Genomic DNA, 19,641 nt, shown 5'->3' on the forward strand with positions numbered 1-19,641 from the left:
ATACATCTTTGCCTTCTTCGGGAGTAATAAATCCATAACCTTTTTCGTTACTGAACCACTTTACTGTTCCTTTCATACTGGTAAAACCTCCTTTTTTAAATTTGCAGTCAATAGAGGGATAAAAAAAAACGCAAGGGAGATAGAATGCTCACCTTGCGGACTGATATTTTACTCTCCTCATCACTACAATCGGGATTCTACAATATTAGTTATAGTTAGTCAAGAGAATAAACATTAAAATAAATATTATAAAGCTTGAAAGCATAGAGACAACAATATACAATATAATGGCTATAACTAAAGGGGTATATTATGAGCAGTAAAGAGATTAAAGATATTAAAAGTTTGATATTGGACGCTAAGAAAGAAGCCCATAAGTGTAAAGAGAAGGATATCAAGCCTGCTTTTACAGGCCCTATTGATTGGCCTGTAGAATGTACTGTTGGTCCGGGATTAGAAGGTGCCATTGCTTGCGAGAGTGCGATTGGCTATGTTCATGGTGCTCAAGGTGAACTTATATATAGAGGTTATGATGTATTTGATCTCTGTGCCTATTCGACATTTGAGGAGGTATCATACCTTCTTTTATACGGTAATTTGCCTACTAAATCTAAGTTAAATAAATTTAAGAAGGATTTGACAGTATCAAGATCTATTCCTCAAACAATACGTCTTTTAATGGGTTTTCCCGTTAAAGATATCAATACTATGGCAGCCTTACGTATAGGCACTAACTTTATGCGCCATGAAAGGACTTTTATTGACAGAGCTGAATATCATCCTGATATTAAAACAGCTATTAGTTCCGATGAAGACTCTATCCCCATGGAGACCTATCCTACAGGAGAAGAGCATGCAATATATGAGTTTAAAAAGAAAGTTGTTAAGAAGCCGAGAGAAGTGGAGGGAGATCTTCATGATCCCATGGCTGAGCAAGCCTACGTTGACTTAATAGCCGGTGTCTCTTCTGTTGTCGGTGCTGTATCTCGTTTCAAAGCCGACTCTTTTCCGGTTGATCCTGATCCCGAATTGAGTCATGCTGGAAATTTAATATATATGATTACAGGTAGAAAGCCTGATCCCGTTGAAGAGCGTATTATGGATATAGCACTTATCCTCCATGCAGATCATGGTATGAATGCCAGTACTTTTGCTACTATGGTTGTGGCTTCAACTTTGTCAGATATCTATTTTGCGGTTGGTTCAGGTATAGCTGCTCTAAGCGGTCCTCTTCATGGAGGGGCAAATGAGCAGGTTTTAAGCATGCTTAGTGAGATTGAAGCCAGCAGTAATGTCGATTCTTGGTATCAGAATGCCAGAGATAAAAAGATAAAAATCATGGGTTTTGGGCATCGAGTCTATAAAGCCTATGATCCAAGAGCTAGAGTTTTAGGACCTTTAGCAGAATACCTTATTAAGAGCAAGGGTGATAGAGATGCCAAAAATCTGTTTACAACTGCAAGAAAATTAGAGAAGAAGGTTGTATCTACCTTGGGTAAAGATAAGAGGATATTTCCCAATGTTGATTTTTATTCCGGTCTTGTCTATAGCGCTTTAGGTATACCGAAAGAGCTGTTTACCCCCATATTTGCAGCAAGCAGGGTGTCTGGCTGGACCGCACGAGTAAGAGAGTATCATATGCACAATCGTATCTTTCGTCCTCGAGCTGTCTATTCTGGTGAACTTAATAAAAAATATATTTCAATAGAAAAACGCTAAATTTTAACTTTAAAGTTTAGACAATTTTCAATTACCTTGATTCAAGATATCTTGCTAAAGATAGATAGAGATGATTTTGTAAGAAACTCTGTTTTTTGCCCTCAATATTTTTTAAGGTCTGGGGATATAAAACTATGGCGTTGAGTAAAAAAAAGCAAGATGAGTTAAAGAATAAAATGGATAGGCTGGGGATTAAAGAAGGCGATATCCTGGAAACGTTTATTCGTTCTAGGGGTCGTGGCGGGCAGAAGGTCAACAAAACATCAAGCTGTGTCTATCTGAAGCATATTCCTACCGGTATTGAGGTTAAATGTCAAAGAGAGCGGTCTCAGAATTTAAACAGGTTTTTTGCAAGAAGAAGGCATCTAAATAAAATTGAAGAGATGATTTTGGATAAAGAGTCAGAAGAGAAAAAGAGAATAGAGAAAATAAAAAGGCAGAAACGCAAGAGGTCAAAAAGAGCTAAAGAAAAAATGTTGCATGATAAAAAGATAAGGTCTAAGAAAAAAGAGGAGAGATCTCATATGTCAGTTAGGGATGCGTTGAGATAAAGATTGCTTTAAATAACCTTGCTTTTTAACTTTAATTGTAATTTTTAAGTTGTCTTTACTCCCTAATTAGGTATTATGTTTTAGATTGATTATTCATTATTTTATCCATGAAAACAGAAGCTTTGAAGACTCTCTTTAAAATTGTATTAGTTGCGTTCTTTCTTTATCTATTTCTTTTAAGCATTGGTCTTATGAGCGTAGCTTTTAAAGGTTTCGGTAGGGGTTTCGCTGAAAGTCTTATCCAGACAACTTCCAATCCTCTTGCAGGTCTGTTCATAGGTATCTTAGCTACGAGTATTGTTCAGAGCTCTTCCATGACTACCTCTATTATTGTCGGCATGGTTGGTTCAGGTGTTATTACTGTTACAAATGCTATTCCGATAATTATGGGTGCGAATATCGGTACTACTGTTACAAATACGCTTGTCTCTTTGGGTCATATCGGTAGGCGTGAAGAATTTAAAAGGGCTGTAAGTGCCGGTACTGTACATGATTTTTTTAACCTTATCTGTGTAGCTATATTGTTTCCGCTTCATCTGATGACTGGATTTTTAGAGAAGATGGCTAGGTTCATGAGTCATATATTTGCAGGCTGTGGTGGTATTAGGTTTACAAGCCCTGTTAAGATGGTAACCAAACCGGTCATAAATATTATGAAGGAAGCCGTTGTCAACATAGGTTTGTCATCTAATATATCTTACCTGCTGCTTTTGATATCTGCATTTTTTTTATTATTTCTAGCGTTGTATTTTATAGTTAAGATTATGCGTTCTGTCGTAGTCCGCAGAGCTGAGATAATTTTGAATAATGTTATCAGTCGTTATGGATTATTGGCTATTCTGGCCGGACTTATCTTTACAACTATAGTCCAGAGCAGTTCTATTACTACTTCTTTAATGATTCCGCTTGCAGCTGCTGGGGTGCTTACAGTTGAAGGGGTGCTTCCTATTGTTATGGGTGCAAATATAGGCACGACTACAACTGCTATACTCGCATCCTTTGCTACTGGGAATATCTCTGCTATAACAATTGCTTTTGTGCACTTTCTTTTTAATGTTATTGGCGTAACATTGATCTATCCTATAAAGCCTTTGAGAAGAATTCCTATGTTTCTCTCTACTCATCTCGGTTCTCTGGCTTATAGGAGAAGACGTTATGTTATCTTTTATGTTTTAACGATGTTTTTTATAATTCCGGGCATATTGATTGCTATGTCTAAATTTTTTTAATAAGGAGGATAAATATGTTTAAGAATTTAATGCGTTTTTGGAAGGGTAAAGATTTCTTGAATCAGGTGCTTGAGGATTTTAAATCTATGCTTAACGATGCGGAGAGCATGTTTAATCTAGTTATTAAGAAACTTCTTTATAACGAAGGAGATTTAGGTACTCTAAAAAAAGAGATATATGGAATAGATAGTAGAGTAAATAAAGCTGAAAAAGAGATTAGGAAAAGGATTATAGAACATCTTTCGATTCAGCCTTCAGTTGATGTCCCTACATCACTTCTATTGATGAGCGTTGTAAAAGATGCTGAAAGGTTAGGCGATTATTCTAAAAATCTTTTTGAGGTTAGTAAATTTTTAACTGATCCCATTGATAAGAATAAGTATAAAGAGCTTTTTAATAATATAGATCAGGAGATAGCAGTACTTTTCAAAGATACTAAGAAGGCTTTTTTAGAATCTGATGAAGATACCGCTGTAGCATCCTGGAACTATGAACGTCAGATAGCAAAAAGATGTGATGAGACATTAGAAAAACTGGCTAAAAGCGATATCTCAGTAAATGAGGCGGTATGTTTTACTCTTATTGCAAGATATTTTAAGCGTATAGCAGCGCACCTTACTAATATCGCAACATCTGTAGTTTTACCCTTATCTGATTTAGACTATTTTGATGAGAAGAGATAGTATATTTAACTAATATTTATTTTTGCCAATAGTCTGTTTATTTTTTCAACCAATGGTAAGAACTTATCGTGCTTTCTTAGTTTTATCTGGTGCCTGTTTTTACCTTCCATGTTTTCATCAATCTCTCTTATTATCCTGTCATAAGGGCCAAGTATTGAGTGCGTTATTCTGCGGGCAATTATAAGGATTGTTAGTATGATTAAGGGAGCTACTGTAAAGATAATAAGAGTAGCTCTCTTCGCAGCAGGCATGATATGGTAAGCAATAGTTTCCGGAATAGCTATCTCCTGCGCTATTATGCCGAAGATTAAGTAGTATAGAGCTATTGAAACAATAATTGTAGGCAATAATGCTGCAAGGCCAATGATGAAAAAAATTTGTCTGTGAAATTTGTTTGCAAAGAATCTTTTTCTTTTATTTTTATTCATTTTTATACCCCACTTTTATCTCAGCATATAGCGCTTCTGCGCTAGAGGCTGTGTTATCTGCATCAGTCATAATTGCTATTGCTCCTACATTTGGAGGCTTTTTGCCAAAGAGCTGTATATAGTCATCATTTATATTACGCTCTTCATAGACCCATCTATTTAAATTCTCTTTTCCCGATTCAATAACTATTATCTTGATATTTTTAAAGTAAGGGCTGCTCATATATGTTTCTTCTTCCGTTGTTTCATCCCAGACGTACTCTATCGATTTTGTGTTGGTAAATAATATGCTTGGGAATATCACATATACCCTTGCCGGATAATCATCTTTCTCTACCCAGCCGCCCGAAGCCCTTACTGATTTTGATTTATCAGGGAATTTTAATACTTTCCATTTCCAGCTTATCATGGGAAACTTCCGAGGGTTGAATCTTATTTTATAGAAGAGTCCTGAGCAGGATTGATTACTCTTAGCAGAGAGATATCCTTCCTGATGAGCAGTCTCAACTGTATAGAGAACTTTATCTTTAAATATCTTCTCTTGCCAGTTATCCAGAGAACTTCTGTTTCTAAAGTTGAATAGTTTTGGAATATCCAGAGCAAATACCGCAGAGGTTAACGTAGTGGTTGTTAATATTGTGAAGGCTATAAATATTTTTTTAAAGCTCATTAAACTCATTCTATCTGTTATTATATTGGAAGTCAAATTAGTTATTATAAGATGTAATATAATAACCGGAAATAATGTTTAAATAAGAGAGAGATGGATAAAGATAGAGATATTGAGTTTATGGAGCTGGCTATTGCTAAGGCAATTGAGGGAGTAGAGAGCGGTCAGACACCCTTTGGGGCTTGTATTGTAAAGAACAATGGGATTATATCGTGCTGTTATAATAGAGTCTGGGCAGCAACCGATATAACGGCTCATGCTGAGATAGTAGTAATAAGAGAAGCTTGCAGGAAGCTGGGTAGTATTGACCTATCGGGCTGCGTAATCTATTCGACAACTGAGCCTTGTCCGATGTGCTTTACAGCTATTCATTGGGCTAAGATAGATAAGATTGTCTATGGTGCTTCAATAGAAGACGCAAAGAGTTTCGGATTTTCTGAACTGGTTATATCCAGCAAGGAGATGAGGGATATAGGTAAAGGTAAGATTGAGATTATACCAGGATGTTTAAGAGAGGATAGCTTAAGATTGTTCAGTATTTGGAAGGGTAGAGGCAATAGCAGGGTTTACTAAAGTAAATCTTCTAATTCTAATTCTAGATAGCTATTGCAATTTTTACCGCTTTCTTTTGCATTGTAGAGTGCCTTATCTGCAGTATTAGTTATACTGTTCACTAGTTCGAGTCCTATTTTTATTCTTGCAATTGTATCTTCGTTAGGATTGAAAGTAGTAAACCCTAAGCTTACTGTAATAATATATTCTTTTCCGTTTATCACTATAGGATTATCTCTAAAAGCTTGGTTTATTCTATCGGCTACAATCTGAGCTTCATCTTCTGAGGTAGCGGGAAGGATAACAGAGAATTCATCGCCGCCAAAGTGGAATAAGAGATCGCTCTCTCTTAGGCAATCTTTTACCGTCTCTGCCATAAACGCTATTGCTCTATCACCTTCAAGGTGACCAAAATTGTCATTGATGTCTTTTATATAATCACCATCTATCATAATAACAGAGAGTGGACCATCGTGTGTTGAGAAAGATATAGCTTCTCTTAATCTAACCGGATAGTAATCTTTTCTATAAGCGACTTTAGTCAATTTATCATAGTAGTCTTCTGTTATATTAAATCCAGTCCATGTTATTCCGTCAGGGTTTATGTTGGATATCAGTTTGAATACCTGAGTATCTATTTCATATACAAAATCGGATCTAGGAGTACTCTCTATGCTAAATGCAGTTGCAATATTTTGACCTATGATATCTGTTCCGAAGATTGATAGGGCTGATTCGTTTGCCTCTATCACTATTCCATCATTGTCGGTCTCAATTATAGGTATAGATAGTTCTGGATAGAAATTGCTGGAAGGAGTCTTTGCTCTGCGCAGAGATTGGTTATGAGAAGCTGATGAACCTACAGATGTTATAGATGTAAATATAAGCGTAGATATCAATAATGCCGAAAAAATAGCCCTATTTTTAAATTTAATTTCCATAATTTATTTCAAGCCCTTTATACAAATATGCCATATTTTAGCTAAAATACAAACTTTTTGAATATTTTCAATTTATGTGAATTTTATTTCTTGAATAGGTCTCCTTTAGTTCTTATCAGCTATTGATAACTGTGGTACAATATAGCTCTTGTTTTTAGGTTTATAGTAATCTAATTTTATTCGAGAAAAGAGAGGATAGATAGATGGAATACAAAGATGTTTTTAAGGGAAGTAAGGTTGCATATTTCTCTATGGAGATAGGCATAAAGCCTGAGTTTTCGACTTATAGCGGCGGTCTTGGCATCTTGGCCGGTGATACCGTCCGCTCCAGTGCAGATTTAAATATTCCTCTAGTTGCTATTACCCTTGTTTCACGTAAAGGTTATTTCAGGCAGGAGTTCAATCAGGATAATTGGCAGATAGAGAGACCGGATAATTGGGAACCAAGAGATTATCTTGCATTATTACCTCAGCAGATTGAAGTCGAGATAGAAAAAAGAACTGTAAAGGTTCAAGCCTGGCTATATGTAGTACAGAGTACTACCGAAGGCAGAGTGCCGGTATTATTCCTTGATACAGATATAGAAGGTAATAGCGGGGAAGATAGAGAGCTTACTCATTATCTCTATGGAGGTGATCAGCGTTATAGAATGAAGCAGGAGATTGTTCTTGGGATAGGCGGAGTGAGAATACTTAAGGCGCTTGGAGTTGAAGTCTCGAAATATCATTTAAACGAAGGCCATGCAAGTTTTCTTACTCTTGAAGTTTTTAAAGAGTTTGATGGTAATATTGAAAAGGTGCAAAAAAAATGTGTCTTTACTACTCATACTCCTGTTAAGGCTGGACATGACAAGTTCTCCTATCAGCTGGTAGCTGAGATTTTGCCTCAGATCATACCTCTGGAGACCATTAAGAGTTTTGCCGGTAAAGACTCTTTAAATATGACGCTGCTTGCTTTAAATTTAAGCGGTTTTGTTAATGGTGTTGCAAAGAAGCATGGTGAGACAACAAAGAAGATGTTTCCTGGTTACGTCATAAGTTCTGTTACAAATGGAGTCCATCCTTATACCTGGACGGAAGATAGTTTTAAAAAACTATACGATAAATATCTTCCCGGCTGGGCTAAAGAGCCTGGGCTTTTGGGCAGAGTTGAGATTATACCCCACGAAGAGATCTGGGAGGCGCATTATAAAGCAAAGAAAAATCTGGTTGAGTTTATAAATAGTAAATCAGAGATAAAATTCTCTGAGGACGTTTTTACTATAGGTTTTGCAAGGCGTGCAACGACATATAAAAGACATACGCTTATGTTTCAGGATTTGGAGCGGCTTAAGAGCATCAATTCCAAATTCTCTATTCAGATTATCTTCGCCGGTAAAGCACATCCCTACGATGAGCCGGGCAAGAAGATGATTCAGGAGATATTCTCTTATATCAACGAGCTTAAAGATGAGATAAAGATTGCCTATATCGAAGATTATGATATAGAGAAAGCTCAAAAATTGATTCCCGGGGTTGATATCTGGTTGAATACTCCCAAGCGGCCGATGGAGGCATCCGGCACCAGCGGTATGAAGGCAGCTTTAAATGGAGGTATAAATTTCTCCATACCTGATGGCTGGTGGGTTGAAGGCTGCATCGAAGGTGTTACCGGCTGGGCTATAGGTCCTACTGAAGAGGGTTTTGCTGCCGAAGATTTAGACCTAAAAGAGAAGCACGATCTTTACGGTAAGCTTGAATACGCGATACTTCCGATGTTTTATGAGCAGAGAGACAACTGGATCGGTATGATGAAAAATTCAATCGGTAAGGTTGCAAATTATTTTAATAGTCATCGCATGATGCATCGTTATATAACGGATGCATATTTTAGCTAAGAGAAATCAGCATTAAACTTTTTAAATATGGATTTTAAAAAGGCTCTCTTTATAGTAGATGTTCAGAACGATTTCTGTTTTAAAGGAGCGTTAGCCGTTAAAGGTGCTGATGAGATTATTCCAGCATTAAATAAATATATTACTCTCTTCCAGGAAAAAAAATATTCAGTCTTTGCTTCTAGAGATTGGCATCCCCAAAATTCACAGCATTTTAAAGACTTTGGCGGTCTCTGGCCGCTGCACTGCGTGCAGGGTACAGAAGGAGCCAAGTTTTATCCAGATTTAAAACTACCTCAGGATATAATTATTATCTCATCCGGTATGGGCGTTAATGAAGATGGGTATTCTGCTTTTGAGGGGAGAGACTCTAAAGATATAGCCTTAGAGGGTGTTTTAAGGGGTCTAGGTATTGAGGAGCTCTATATTGGCGGGATTGCTACTGATTACTGCGTTAAGGCTACAACTCTGGATGCTTTAAGGTTGGGTTTTAAAGTTATGGTTTTAACTGACGGGATAAAGGGTGTTAATATAGAGAGAGATGATTCTAGAAAGGCATTGGATGAGATGGTATCTCAGGGTGCCTCTCTGATAGATTTTAAGGAGTTAGAGACAGGATGGGTATAGTTACAAAGAGAGGAGATAAGGGTAGAACATCGCTTCTTTATTCAAAGAGAGTAGACAAGGATAATATCTTAATTGAGGCTGTTGGTGTTCTGGATGAACTCAATGCTTTTTTAGGTTTATCAAAGTCCAAAATAAGATGTAAGAGAAGAAAAAAAATTATAGCTGATATTCAAAAAGATCTATTTCTGATAGCTGCTGAGCTGGTAATAAGCAAGTCTAAGTATCGGAGTTTAAAGGAAAAGATAACCGCAGAGAGAATATCTCATCTTGAAAGATTGATAGAGAGTTTTGAGAAGAAGTACAAGCAAGACTCTTTTATTAACCTGGACTCCAACAGTTATTCAGCTTCAATAAATGTTGCCCGGGTTATATCGAGAAAATTAGAGAGAAGAGCAGTAAGTTTAAAAAAGAGAAAGATTCTTTTAAACGATCTAATATTAATCTATTTAAATAGGTTATCAGATCTGTTATTTCTTTTGGCCAGGTCTTTTGAGAAATATGAATGATAGCGAAAGAGCTATTAAGATAATAAAGATTTTAAGCAAAGAGTACTCTAAAAGCAAAACAGCGTTATTCTACAAAAATCCTTTTCAGCTTCTTATTGCAACAATCTTATCTGCACAGTGTACCGATAGTAAAGTTAATGAGATAACCCCTGGCCTTTTCAAGAAATATAAGGATGTTCATGATTTTTCAGTTGCTAGAAAAAAGGAGTTAGAAAAGAAGATTCATTCCAGCGGTTTTTATAGAAATAAGACCAAAAATATAATAGCTTCCTCTAAGATGATAGTCAGAGAGTTTGATGGTGAGGTGCCTGACAATATGGATTCTCTTCTTAAATTGCCTGGAGTTGCAAGAAAGACAGCCAATATAGTTTTATCTTCTGGATTTCAAAAGGCAGAAGGAGTAGCTGTTGATACCCATGTTAAGAGACTCTCTCTTCGGCTCGGTTTCAGCAGCAGCAGTAATCCTGATAAGATAGAGAGGGATTTGATGAGTATTTTCCCTATGAGTTATTGGCTGAAATTAAATTATATTTTGGTGAATCATGGCAGAGAGGTTTGCAAAGCGCGGAATCCACTATGTTTTAAATGCATTGTCAGCGGTCTCTGTAAGAGAAAATGAGAAAAGAGGCTTATCTATATCATAAGATTGAAGATAACAAGGTTAGATGCTTTCTATGCAATCATAATTGTGTAATTGCTGATTCTGAATATGGATTCTGCGGTGTTAGAAAGAATGAGAAAGGTATTCTTTACAGTAATATCTATGCAGAGCCGGCGGCATTACATATAGACCCCATTGAAAAAAAGCCGCTCTATCATTTTTATCCCGGCAGCCTATCTTATTCTATAGCAACTATCGGGTGCAATTTTAGATGCGGGTTTTGTCAGAACTGGCAGATATCTCAGATGTCGAAAGAGAACTTTGAGTCGAAAAAAATAATTTCCCCTGAAGGTATTATCTCTCATGCCAGAGAGAATAATTGTTCCAGTATAAGCTATACCTATACAGAGCCGACTGTCTTTTTTGAGTATGCTTACGATATAGCTAAAATAGCTCAAAAAGAAGGTTTGCATAATATTTTTGTTACTAATGGCTACATGAGTATTGAAGCTATAGATATGATAGCTCCATATTTGGATGCAGCGAATATCGACTTAAAAAGTTTTAGGGATGATTTTTATGTTAAACATTGTAAAGCTCACTTAAAACCGGTTTTAGATTCAATCAGATATATGAGAGAGAGAGGAATTTGGATTGAGATTACAACTTTAATTATTCCCGGAGAGAATGACTCTGATGAAGAGTTGACTCAGATAGCTGATTTTATTGCTTCTATTGGGATAGAGATTCCCTGGCATATAAGCAGGTTTCATCCGGATTATAAATATTTGGAATCTGAACCCACATCTATTGAAACTTTGAAAAAGGCAAAAGAGATAGCTAAAAGCAGAGGGTTAAGATATATCTATCTTGGTAATGTATTAGAGGGTAACGATAGTCTCTGTTATAATTGCGGTAAGCTGCTTATAGAAAGGGTTAGCCTTAATCTTAGCATTAATAATGTAGATAGAGGAAGCTGTCCTTATTGTGGGGTTTTGGTAGACGGGCTATTCTAACTTTTATTTAACAGGGATATAAACCTATGTTATACATTAGATGTAAACGATTACAGTAAACGTTTACATAAGAAGATAGATTATGAAAGATGTAACAATAAAAAAGGTGGCAGAGAGAGCCGGAGTATCAATTGCTACGGTCTCAAGAGCTTTAAGCTCTAAAACAGAGAAGTCTGTCAAGCAGGATACTCTGCAAAAGATAAAGGATGTTATTAGAGAGTTAAAATATTTACCCAATAGATCTGCAAGCTCTTTAAGACAGGGTTTTTCACGGACAATAGGTCTACTTATGAATTTTAGAATAGATACTGCTTCGGGCTATGTTGGCGAGATAATGAAAGGTATATTAAAAGGCTTAGACGAGATAGGATATGACTTAAAACTTATACCTCAGGAGGAATTTATTTCACTTCAAGCGTTGCTTGATAGTGCCGGGGTAGACGGCCTTATTATTGCTCATGCTTATCATATTGCATATTCTCATTTGGAAAAAGAATTAAAAGAGACAGAATGTTTTCCTCTTGTTGTTATGAATGATTATAGAGAGGATCTAAATACTAGCCAGGTCTATATGGATACTTATCAGGCAACATATGATATGACGAAATACGTCATAGAGAGAGGTAATAGGGATCTCTATCTTTTAGGTGGAGAGACCTATTCCAGGGATGCTCAAACAAGGAGAAGAGCCTTTTTAGACGGACTTGCTGCTTATAGTATAGCTTTTAATAAAAATAGGATTTTGAATGGTCATTTCAATGAAATTGGTGGATATGAGATGACCAAGAAAATATTTATTGAAAATCCTGATTTTCGAGGATTGATATATGCTCTTAATGATGCTATGGCAATAGGTATTTTGCATGCATTAGGCGAACTGCATCTTAATTGTCCTAGGGATGTTAAAGTTGTCGGTTTTGATAATATAGCTATTACAGAACATATGAATCCTCCGCTAACAACCGTCCATGTTCCGCTTGCCGATATGGGTTATGAGGCAGTAAAAATGATATACGGCATTTTAACTGGAGAGATTACAGATAATAGAAAGCTTCAGCTTAACTATAGATTGGTCCAAAGAGAGTCCTGCTAAGTTAAAAAATAATCTAATAGGGGTTAAATTTTAAGCTGCCATTCAGCATTAACAATATCGCGGTTTAAAATACTAGATGCTTTATCTATTTTCTTTCTTAGATTTTCAGATACTATTCTCTGGTTCATTTCTCTCAATACCTGGTTTGTCATGCGGAAGTTTCTTATAATTGCACCTTCATCTATAGATGTTAGGTTAATTATTTTATTGAATTCATTGCCTCCAAGCCAAGCTTGAAGTGTCTGTGCGAGTTGAAAATGAGGCTTTAATATCTGTGGATATATTCTATGTGTTTTTTCTATTTTCTGTATCTTAGTTGCGGTATTAGTGATTCTTAATTCCAGTTTTCTCAATCTCTTATCTATCTTGACCTCCCTATCTTTAGCTCTTGATTCTGTAACGATTGCGCATATTGCTATTGCTAGTTCTATCCAGGATATATTTTCAAAAAAACCTGCTTCATATAACTCGCCTACTATGAGCTCATAACCAAATATACTGGACGAAAATCTGCCTTTCAATGTTAATCCCTGGTTCTCTATATAACCTAAGTTTTTCAATAGTTTTAATTTAGAACTAAGCATCTTTGCTTCTCTTGACTTTCTATGCCTATTTTGAAAATAGTGGAAACTTTTAGGGTAGATTGTTACTATCTCATCTTGGATATCGTTGTATAGGTTTAAGATCGTTGCATAGGATGCGTTAAATTGACTCTTTATAAGTTCGGGTCTATTCCTGGCAATATTTCTCATCTGTTCAATATCATCTTTAAACGGTTTGAGTTTCACAAAGACAAAGCCTTCTTCATCTATTCCACGCCTGCCTGCACGTCCTGCCATTTGATAAAAATCTCTGGTTCTTAGGTAGTGCGCTCTTCTTTTATAATGCTTTGCTATTTCATCAAAACAGACAGTACGTGAGGGCATATTGATACCCAGTGCAAATGTCTCTGTTGTAAATATCACTTTAATCATCTTTTTGGTAAATATTCTTTCAACAATCTCCTTTAAGGGGGGTAGTAATCCTGCATGATGGTAGGCAATACCTCTCTCTAACAGGTAGAACATGTCGTGAGTAGACCTGTGGTGTTCTATTTTGAATTTTTTTATCAAATCCTTGTATAGACCCTCAATATCTCTTTTTTCCTCTTGGGTTAAAAAATTGAACCGGGAGAGCTCCTTTGCATAATTTTCACATTTTTTTCTTGAGAAACAGAAATATATACAAGGTAAGAAACCGTTGATTTTTAGATGTTTAATTAAAGAGTCTATTCTATTATTTAAGAAGAATTTACCTCTATTTCTTGAGGTATATTTTTTTAAACCTTTAAGGCTTGAGAAAATCTGATTATCTGCCTGAAAGTAGAAATGCAGAGGTACTGGTCTGGTAGCCTCTTCTATCTCTATTATGTTTTGGTTATGAACTTGCTTGATCCAATCTTTAAACTCACTTACGTTAGGTAGTGTTGCAGATAGCGCTAATATTCTCATCTCTGGAGGCAGGAATATGATAGACTCTTCCCAAACAGTACCTCTCTCTGGATCATCGAGGTAATGTACTTCATCGAATATCACCCATTTTTTATCCTTCAGTTTTTCCGGTTCCTGGAGGAGATAGTTTCTAAATATCTCTGTTGTCATGATTAAAATAGGGGCTCTGGGGTTTATCTTGACATCACCTGTTATTATGCCGACTCTCTGAGAAAAGTTTCTGGAAAAATCTCTGAATTTTTGATTACTCAAAGCTTTTATTGGTGCTGTATATATAAGCCCTTTATTCTCTTTAAGGCATTTCTCGATTATATATTCAGCAATAAGAGTCTTGCCGGCACCTGTTGGTGCTGCTACAATAACGGAGTTATTTTTCTCTATATGCTCAATGGCATTTTTTTGGAAGTCATCAAGTATGATTTTTTCTGTTACCATCAATAAATATACTATACAATAAATGGCATTCTTTCAAGGTAAAGCAGCCTGAATTGACAAAATAGGCTATTTATATTAATATTGAGACACTGATTTAAATTAAGGAGGATAGAATGTTGGATTACCTGTTAACAGAAGAGCAGCAGATGTTAAAAGAGTTAGCTCATAGGATCGCAGAGGAGAAGATACGTCCTGTTGCAAAAGAGTATGATGAATCGGGTGAATTTCCCTGGGGTATAATGAAGATTCTTGCTCAGAGCGACCTGTTCGGGGTTTATATAGATGAAAAATATGGCGGTTTTGGAGGAGGTGTATTTGAGCTATCTCTAGTCGTCGAAGAGCTCTCTCGCGCTTGCGGTGGTATTGCTGTAAGCTATGCAGCTTCAGCGTTAGGAACCTATCCTATTATTCTTCTCGGCAACGATGAGCAGAAAGATAGATATTTACCTGATATTGCAAGTGGTAAGAAGATAGCTGCTTTTGCGATAACAGAACCTAATGCTGGATCTGACGTTTCTGCTATGGAAACTAAAGCCCAAAAGGATGGCGATTCCTATATATTAAATGGAAGAAAACAATGGATTACAAATGGCGGTGAGGCAGAGACCTATGTAGTTATTGCAATGACAAATAAAGCTAAGGGTGCCAGGGGTGCAACTGCTTTTATACTTGAAAAAGGTATGGAAGGTTTTGAATTTGGTAAAAAAGAGGATAAGCTTGGCATTCGTGCTTCAGCAACAAGAGAGCTTCTTTTTAACAATTGCCGTGTTCCAAGAGAGAATGTTATAGGTAAGGAAGGTTTAGGTTTTGTAGTTGCTATGAAGACCTTTGACCGTTCTCGTCCTGGAGTTGCAGCACAGGCTCTGGGTATTGCTCAAGGGGCGCTTGAGCTGGCTGTTGAATATGCTCATCAGAGACATCAATTTGATAAACCGATAACAAGTTTTCAAGGGATACAGTTTATGTTTGCCGATATGGCAGCACAGATTGAAGCAGCAAGGGCTTTAATCTATGCTACATGTAGAATGGCAGACAGCGGTAATATATCTGTAGCTAAAGAGTCAGCTATGACTAAGATGTTTGCATCCGACGTTGCTATGAAGGTTACGACTGACTGTCTTCAGATATTCGGTGGTTATGGTTATATGAAAGAGTACCCGATAGAAAAATATATGAGGGATGCAAAGATTACTCAGATATATGAAGGTACAAATCAGATATTAAGGGGTGTAATTGCATCCCATCTTATCAAGGAGCAGACCAAGAAAAAGTGAAAGTCATAGTCTGCATAAAACAGGTTCCTGATACAACAAATGTCAAAATAGACCCGGAGACCAATACTTTAATCCGCGAAGGAGTTGAATCCATTATTAATCCTTTTGATACTTATGCCATTGAAGAAGGTTTGCGTATCAAGGAGAGACTGGACGGGGTAGAGGTAATTGCTTTAACCATGGGTCCTCCTCAGGCAGGGGAGGCATTAAGAGAAGCAATATCTTTAGGTGTAGATAGGGTGGTGCTTTTATCAGATAGAAAGGTTGCAGGTTCAGATACTTGGGCTACAAGCTATGTCCTGTCAAAAGCTATAGAGAAGATAGGGGATTATGGTTTAATTATATGCGGTAAGCAGGCAATAGATGGTGATACTGCTCAAGTTGGTCCTGGCATCTCATCCTGGCTCGACCTTCCTCAGGTAGCATATGTTAAGCATATAGAAGAGTTATCCCAAGATAAAGCTACTGTTGAGCGGATGACAGAAGAGGGCTATGATATCATAGAGATTCCTCTTCCTGCTCTATTTACTGTGGTAAAAGAGATCAATGAGCCCCGGCTTCCTTCACTTAAGGGTAAGATGCGCGCAAAGAGAGCTGAAATAGAAACATGGTCAGCAGCAGATTTAGATTTAGACGAATCCTGCATTGGATTAAACAGCTCTCCTACAAGAGTAGTAAAGATATTTACGCCTCCTGTTAGAGAGAAGGGTATAATCTTAGAGGGAGATATATCAGAAAATGTTGATAAACTGGCAGATTTAATAAGGGATGTTTTGATAGGATGATTACAGTATTAATAGAAAAATGCAGCGGTTGCGGAATATGTATTAAATCTTGTCCTTTTTCAGCTATTAAGATTGAAGATAAAAAGGCGGTAATAGATTTAGATAAGTGCAATCTTTGCGGAGCCTGTGTTGAGATTTGTCCTCCCTCAGCTATTGAGATTAAAATGGAAGAGAGAGAGCGTGATCTTTCGGTCTATAAAAATGTCTGGGTCTTTGCGGAACAAAAGAGAGGTATAGTTCAGCCGGTTGTATATGAGCTGCTTGGAAAAGGCAGGGAGCTGGCCGATAGTTTAGGAGTTCAGCTCTGGGCGGTATTGCTTGGAAATAATATAACAGAAGATATGTCCAGAGATTTAATAGTCAGAGGAGCAGATAAGGTTCTGGCAGCAGAAGATGGGCTCTTAGAGAACTATCTTGATGAGCCTTATACTCAGGTGCTCGTTGATCTAATTGAAAAACATAAGCCGGAGATAGTCTTGACCGGTGCTACAACTATTGGACGTGCACTTGTATCTCGCGTTGCAGTTAAGATAGGTGCAGGTCTTACTGCAGATTGTACAGGATTAGAGATAGACCTTAAAGAAAAGATTTTACTCCAGACACGTCCTGCTTTTGGTGGTAATATTATGGCAACTATAATTACGCCTAATCATAGGCCTCAGATGTCGACTGTACGGCATAAAGTAATGAAAGAGGCTCAGGTCGATAGCACTAGAACTGGAGAGGTTGAGTTCATAAATTATAATGGTAAATTAAGCTCCAGAACAAAGCTGGTCGATGTTGTAGATGAAGTAGGTAAGAGTATAAATCTAACAGAGGCTGATGTTATAGTTTCTGGTGGGTATGGCTTGAGTAAACCTGAAAATTTTAAAATTATTGAAGAGTTGGCCGAGGTCTTAAATGCTGCTGTCGGAGCATCGCGTTCGGCCGTAGATAATGGTTGGATTCCTTATGCTCATCAGGTAGGTCAGACTGGACGTACTGTCTGCCCTAAACTGTATATTGCCTGTGGAATATCAGGTCAGATTCAACATTTAGTAGGTATGCAATCTTCAGATGTTATTATTGCTATAAACAGGGATTCTGAAGCTCCAATATTTAAGGTTGCAACTTACGGAATAGTGGGAGATCTTTTTGAAGTTGTGCCTCTTTTAACTAAGAGATTAAATGAAATATTGAAAAAAGCGAGGGTCTAGATTGAAAGTAGAGAAAGATTATGAAAATCTTGTAAAAGAGGCGCTGTACCTGCTTTCAATAGCTCAGGATTTGGATGAGAAAGGCAGCTATAAGCATGGAGTAAGAGTAGCTCTTCTCTCTGAGAAGATAGCAGAGAAAGTCTTGCTTCAAGAGAAGGATTTAATGTTCTTTGCAGGGCTCTTACATGATATAGGAGGTTTGGGCTCTAGGAATCATATTTTACACCACCCTGATCTGCTTGCACAGATTCAAGATCCGGATATCTTCGAACATCCTTACAGAAGCGTGCATTTAATGAGGATGTTTCCAGTTCTCTTCCAGGGTCAGTATAGAATGTCGGATTATATATTTGAACACCATGAATGGTGGAAGGGGGTGGGATATCCTCGTCAGTACAAAAAAAATGAGATTCTGCTTGGAGGCCGAATTTTAAGAGCGGCCGATGCTTTTGATATCTACTCTAGGCATGGACAGAACAAGAGTGAGATCAATTCTCAGTCAGCGATTACTATTCTAGAGTCCAATGAAGAGCTTGACCCTGATATTTTGAGTATCTTAAAAGAGGTTGTAAGAGATAAAGAGTTTATGGAATTATATCTTAAGCCTCAGGATATGATTTTGGAGTATATAAGGAGCAAAGATTTACAACTGTTCCTTGACCATAAAGATGAAGATGGACTATTCGAATTTATTGGGTATTTAATAGATTTTAAAATAGATTCTGATTCAATAGGCCACTCAAAAGGGAATACGCATTATTCGGTACAGATTGCAAGAGCATTGAATTTACCACAGGATGAGGTGGTTATGATAAGAAGGGCTGCCTATCTGCATGATATAGGTAAATTAGCTATTCCGCATATGATATTGAATAAACCGGCCTGGTTGACAGAACAGGAGTGGCAGATAGTTAAGAAGCATTCTGCGGTGACAGTTGAGCTGCTTGATTCAATTCCCTCGTTTAAGAAATATGTTTTTGCAGGATATCACCATGAGCGCTGGGATGGTAAAGGTTATCATCAAGGTTTAAAAGGCGAGGAGATACCGTTAGGAGCTAGAGTTATCTCAGTTGCCGATGCGCTTGATGCTATGACATCCAAAAGGCCTTACCGGCCGGTTCTTACCTTCAAAGAAGCATTAAAAGAACTTAAAAATAATGCCGGGACGCAGTTTGATCCTAAGATTATTGAGGAGACAGCTAGGATTTATAGTTGAAGTTTGACTTTTTGATTCTATCCTTTATTCAAGGAATTGCAGAGTTTTTTCCCATAAGTAGCTCAGGGCATCTTCTATTCTTGAGTAATTTATTAGGTTTAAGTGTCGATAGGTTTATCTTCGCTATATTTCTTCATCTGGCTACTCTCATAGCAATACTCTTCTACTTTTATCCCAGAATAAAAATTCTACTAAAAGATAGAGTGTATATATTAAAGGTTCTTATAGCCTTTTTTACAACTGTTATAGTTGCTCTTTTTCTTAGAAAATATGTCATTGCCGTATATAGTATGGAAGGATTAAATATTTTAGGACTATTTTTTATAATAAGCGGGGTGTTATTGTTTTTGCCGGGATTGAGAAAGAAGCAAGGCCGGAGCCTAACTTTTAAGTTTGCATTGTTAATAGGTTTTGCGCAGGGGTTTTCAGTCTTTCCAGGGATATCGCGTTCCGGTACTACTATTGCAATAGCCCTGTTGCTTGGATTAGTTAGAGAAGAAGCGTTTAGATTCTCTTTCTTCTTAGCTATTCCGACAATAATTGGAGCAGGTTTTTATGAGCTTTTCAAATCAGACTGGAATTTCCAAGTGTTTAGTGCTATCAATGTTTCCTATATAGGTTATTTTATGATAACTTTCATTGTAGGTTTAGCATCACTCTATCTTCTAGAAAGAGTGGTCTTCAGAAAGAAGCTTTCATTTTTCGGCTGCTACTGTTGTATAATAGGGTTAATTGCCGTATTTATAGGAGGTTAG

The 19,641-nt window shown here is 37.0% G+C and carries 21 protein-coding genes; 16 read left to right on the forward strand and 5 right to left on the reverse strand.

Going from position 1 to position 19,641, the window contains the following annotated elements; translation table 11 throughout:
- On the reverse strand, positions 1-76 hold a 76-nt coding region (locus tag P9L98_04940; GenBank protein ID MDP8216643.1), incomplete at its 3' end, for a cold shock domain-containing protein.
- A 236-nt stretch (positions 77-312) separates the two neighbouring features.
- Here P9L98_04940 and P9L98_04945 point away from each other — a divergent pair.
- The 4 genes from P9L98_04945 (at position 313) to P9L98_04960 (ending at position 4,182) form a co-directional block, all read left to right on the forward strand.
- Positions 313-1,719 carry a citrate/2-methylcitrate synthase gene (locus P9L98_04945; protein MDP8216644.1) on the forward strand — a complete coding sequence of 469 codons (1,407 nt, stop codon included), beginning with the start codon at positions 313-315 and terminating at the stop codon, positions 1,717-1,719.
- Positions 1,720-1,853: 134 nt separating this feature from the next.
- Positions 1,854-2,270 carry a peptide chain release factor-like protein gene (locus P9L98_04950; GenBank protein MDP8216645.1) on the forward strand — a complete coding sequence of 139 codons (417 nt, stop codon included), beginning with the start codon at positions 1,854-1,856 and terminating at the stop codon, positions 2,268-2,270.
- A gap of 107 nt (positions 2,271-2,377) precedes the next feature.
- Positions 2,378-3,499 (forward strand): Na/Pi symporter, encoded by a 1,122-nt coding sequence (locus P9L98_04955; protein ID MDP8216646.1) that lies wholly within the window; start codon positions 2,378-2,380, stop codon positions 3,497-3,499.
- 14 nt (positions 3,500-3,513) lie between these two features.
- Positions 3,514-4,182, forward strand: coding sequence for a PhoU domain-containing protein (locus P9L98_04960; GenBank protein MDP8216647.1), 669 nt, complete (start codon positions 3,514-3,516; stop codon positions 4,180-4,182).
- Positions 4,183-4,187: 5 nt separating this feature from the next.
- Here the strand turns inward: P9L98_04960 and P9L98_04965 are convergent, their stop codons facing one another.
- Both P9L98_04965 and P9L98_04970 read right to left on the reverse strand, forming a co-directional pair.
- Entirely contained in the window at positions 4,188-4,610 is a 423-nt protein-coding gene (locus P9L98_04965) for a hypothetical protein (GenBank protein ID MDP8216648.1), read from the reverse strand.
- Positions 4,603-5,280: a DUF3047 domain-containing protein gene (locus tag P9L98_04970; protein ID MDP8216649.1), complete on the reverse strand. Its 678-nt coding sequence runs from the start codon at positions 5,278-5,280 to the stop codon at positions 4,603-4,605. The genes P9L98_04965 and P9L98_04970 overlap by 8 nt, the downstream gene beginning before the upstream one ends.
- A 93-nt stretch (positions 5,281-5,373) precedes the next feature.
- Between P9L98_04970 and P9L98_04975 the strand changes: the two genes are divergently transcribed.
- Complete coding sequence (locus P9L98_04975) at positions 5,374-5,853, forward strand: nucleoside deaminase (GenBank protein ID MDP8216650.1); 480 nt, start codon at positions 5,374-5,376, stop codon at positions 5,851-5,853.
- Here P9L98_04975 and P9L98_04980 read toward each other — a convergent pair.
- A complete protein-coding gene (locus P9L98_04980) occupies positions 5,850-6,773 on the reverse strand; it encodes a sensor domain-containing diguanylate cyclase (protein ID MDP8216651.1) in 924 nt (307 codons plus the stop codon). The two genes, P9L98_04975 and P9L98_04980, sit on opposite strands and share 4 nt — an antisense overlap.
- Positions 6,774-6,976: 203 nt before the next feature.
- Here P9L98_04980 and glgP point away from each other — a divergent pair, with 203 nt between their 5' ends.
- The 6 genes from glgP to P9L98_05010 all read left to right on the forward strand — a co-directional run bounded on the left by glgP (position 6,977) and on the right by P9L98_05010 (position 12,490).
- Positions 6,977-8,650: an alpha-glucan family phosphorylase gene (gene glgP / locus P9L98_04985; protein ID MDP8216652.1), complete on the forward strand. Its 1,674-nt coding sequence runs from the start codon at positions 6,977-6,979 to the stop codon at positions 8,648-8,650.
- A gap of 27 nt (positions 8,651-8,677) precedes the next feature.
- Complete coding sequence (locus P9L98_04990; protein ID MDP8216653.1) at positions 8,678-9,274, forward strand: nicotinamidase; 597 nt, start codon at positions 8,678-8,680, stop codon at positions 9,272-9,274.
- Entirely contained in the window at positions 9,265-9,780 is a 516-nt protein-coding gene (locus tag P9L98_04995; protein MDP8216654.1) for a cob(I)yrinic acid a,c-diamide adenosyltransferase, read from the forward strand. The genes P9L98_04990 and P9L98_04995 overlap by 10 nt, the downstream gene beginning before the upstream one ends.
- On the forward strand, positions 9,773-10,399 hold the full coding sequence (gene nth / locus P9L98_05000) for an endonuclease III (protein ID MDP8216655.1): 627 nt from the start codon (positions 9,773-9,775) through the stop codon (positions 10,397-10,399). Before P9L98_04995 ends, nth begins: the two co-directional genes overlap by 8 nt.
- Positions 10,396-11,397, forward strand: a complete 1,002-nt coding sequence (gene amrS / locus P9L98_05005; protein MDP8216656.1) for an AmmeMemoRadiSam system radical SAM enzyme — start codon at positions 10,396-10,398, stop codon at positions 11,395-11,397. Before nth ends, amrS begins: the two co-directional genes overlap by 4 nt.
- A gap of 82 nt (positions 11,398-11,479) precedes the next feature.
- Positions 11,480-12,490: a LacI family DNA-binding transcriptional regulator gene (locus P9L98_05010; protein ID MDP8216657.1), complete on the forward strand. Its 1,011-nt coding sequence runs from the start codon at positions 11,480-11,482 to the stop codon at positions 12,488-12,490.
- A 23-nt stretch (positions 12,491-12,513) separates the two neighbouring features.
- Here P9L98_05010 and P9L98_05015 read toward each other — a convergent pair whose 3' ends face one another.
- The gene (locus P9L98_05015) at positions 12,514-14,415 is read right to left on the reverse strand and encodes a DEAD/DEAH box helicase (protein MDP8216658.1); all 1,902 of its coding nucleotides are present in this window, start codon (positions 14,413-14,415) and stop codon (positions 12,514-12,516) included.
- A 116-nt stretch (positions 14,416-14,531) separates the two neighbouring features.
- Here P9L98_05015 and P9L98_05020 point away from each other — a divergent pair, with 116 nt between their 5' ends.
- Genes P9L98_05020 through P9L98_05040 form a run of 5 tightly spaced genes read left to right on the forward strand, consistent with a single transcriptional unit; the run spans position 14,532 to position 19,641 of the window.
- A complete protein-coding gene (locus P9L98_05020) occupies positions 14,532-15,689 on the forward strand; it encodes an acyl-CoA dehydrogenase family protein (protein MDP8216659.1) in 1,158 nt (385 codons plus the stop codon).
- Positions 15,686-16,474: an electron transfer flavoprotein subunit beta/FixA family protein gene (locus P9L98_05025; GenBank protein MDP8216660.1), complete on the forward strand. Its 789-nt coding sequence runs from the start codon at positions 15,686-15,688 to the stop codon at positions 16,472-16,474. Before P9L98_05020 ends, P9L98_05025 begins: the two co-directional genes overlap by 4 nt.
- The gene (locus P9L98_05030) at positions 16,471-17,670 is read left to right on the forward strand and encodes an electron transfer flavoprotein subunit alpha (GenBank protein MDP8216661.1); all 1,200 of its coding nucleotides are present in this window, start codon (positions 16,471-16,473) and stop codon (positions 17,668-17,670) included. Before P9L98_05025 ends, P9L98_05030 begins: the two co-directional genes overlap by 4 nt.
- Before the next feature lies 1 nt (position 17,671).
- Positions 17,672-18,886 carry an HD domain-containing protein gene (locus P9L98_05035; GenBank protein MDP8216662.1) on the forward strand — a complete coding sequence of 405 codons (1,215 nt, stop codon included), beginning with the start codon at positions 17,672-17,674 and terminating at the stop codon, positions 18,884-18,886.
- Entirely contained in the window at positions 18,883-19,641 is a 759-nt protein-coding gene (locus P9L98_05040) for an undecaprenyl-diphosphate phosphatase (protein ID MDP8216663.1), read from the forward strand. Before P9L98_05035 ends, P9L98_05040 begins: the two co-directional genes overlap by 4 nt.

It is taken from the genome of Candidatus Kaelpia imicola (assembly GCA_030765505.1).
Taxonomy (GTDB): domain Bacteria; phylum Omnitrophota; class Gorgyraeia; order Kaelpiales; family Kaelpiaceae; genus Kaelpia; species Kaelpia imicola.

What these genes read in the sequence shown, in the direction of transcription:
- P9L98_04945 (MDP8216644.1), top strand. Translation starts at nt 313, where the DNA reads ATGAGCAGTAAAGAGATTAAAGATATTAAAAGTTTGATATTGGACGCT.
- P9L98_04950 (MDP8216645.1), top strand. Translation starts at nt 1,854, where the DNA reads ATGGCGTTGAGTAAAAAAAAGCAAGATGAGTTAAAGAATAAAATGGAT.
- P9L98_04955 (MDP8216646.1), top strand. Translation starts at nt 2,378, where the DNA reads ATGAAAACAGAAGCTTTGAAGACTCTCTTTAAAATTGTATTAGTTGCG.
- P9L98_04960 (MDP8216647.1), top strand. Translation starts at nt 3,514, where the DNA reads ATGTTTAAGAATTTAATGCGTTTTTGGAAGGGTAAAGATTTCTTGAAT.
- P9L98_04965 (MDP8216648.1), bottom strand. Translation starts at nt 4,610, where the DNA reads ATGAATAAAAATAAAAGAAAAAGATTCTTTGCAAACAAATTTCACAGA.
- P9L98_04970 (MDP8216649.1), bottom strand. Translation starts at nt 5,280, where the DNA reads ATGAGCTTTAAAAAAATATTTATAGCCTTCACAATATTAACAACCACT.
- P9L98_04975 (MDP8216650.1), top strand. Translation starts at nt 5,374, where the DNA reads ATGGATAAAGATAGAGATATTGAGTTTATGGAGCTGGCTATTGCTAAG.
- P9L98_04980 (MDP8216651.1), bottom strand. Translation starts at nt 6,773, where the DNA reads ATGGAAATTAAATTTAAAAATAGGGCTATTTTTTCGGCATTATTGATA.
- glgP (MDP8216652.1), top strand. Translation starts at nt 6,977, where the DNA reads ATGGAATACAAAGATGTTTTTAAGGGAAGTAAGGTTGCATATTTCTCT.
- P9L98_04990 (MDP8216653.1), top strand. Translation starts at nt 8,678, where the DNA reads ATGGATTTTAAAAAGGCTCTCTTTATAGTAGATGTTCAGAACGATTTC.
- P9L98_04995 (MDP8216654.1), top strand. Translation starts at nt 9,265, where the DNA reads ATGGGTATAGTTACAAAGAGAGGAGATAAGGGTAGAACATCGCTTCTT.
- nth (MDP8216655.1), top strand. Translation starts at nt 9,773, where the DNA reads ATGAATGATAGCGAAAGAGCTATTAAGATAATAAAGATTTTAAGCAAA.
- amrS (MDP8216656.1), top strand. Translation starts at nt 10,396, where the DNA reads ATGAGAAAAGAGGCTTATCTATATCATAAGATTGAAGATAACAAGGTT.
- P9L98_05010 (MDP8216657.1), top strand. Translation starts at nt 11,480, where the DNA reads ATGAAAGATGTAACAATAAAAAAGGTGGCAGAGAGAGCCGGAGTATCA.
- P9L98_05015 (MDP8216658.1), bottom strand. Translation starts at nt 14,415, where the DNA reads ATGGTAACAGAAAAAATCATACTTGATGACTTCCAAAAAAATGCCATT.
- P9L98_05030 (MDP8216661.1), top strand. Translation starts at nt 16,471, where the DNA reads ATGATTACAGTATTAATAGAAAAATGCAGCGGTTGCGGAATATGTATT.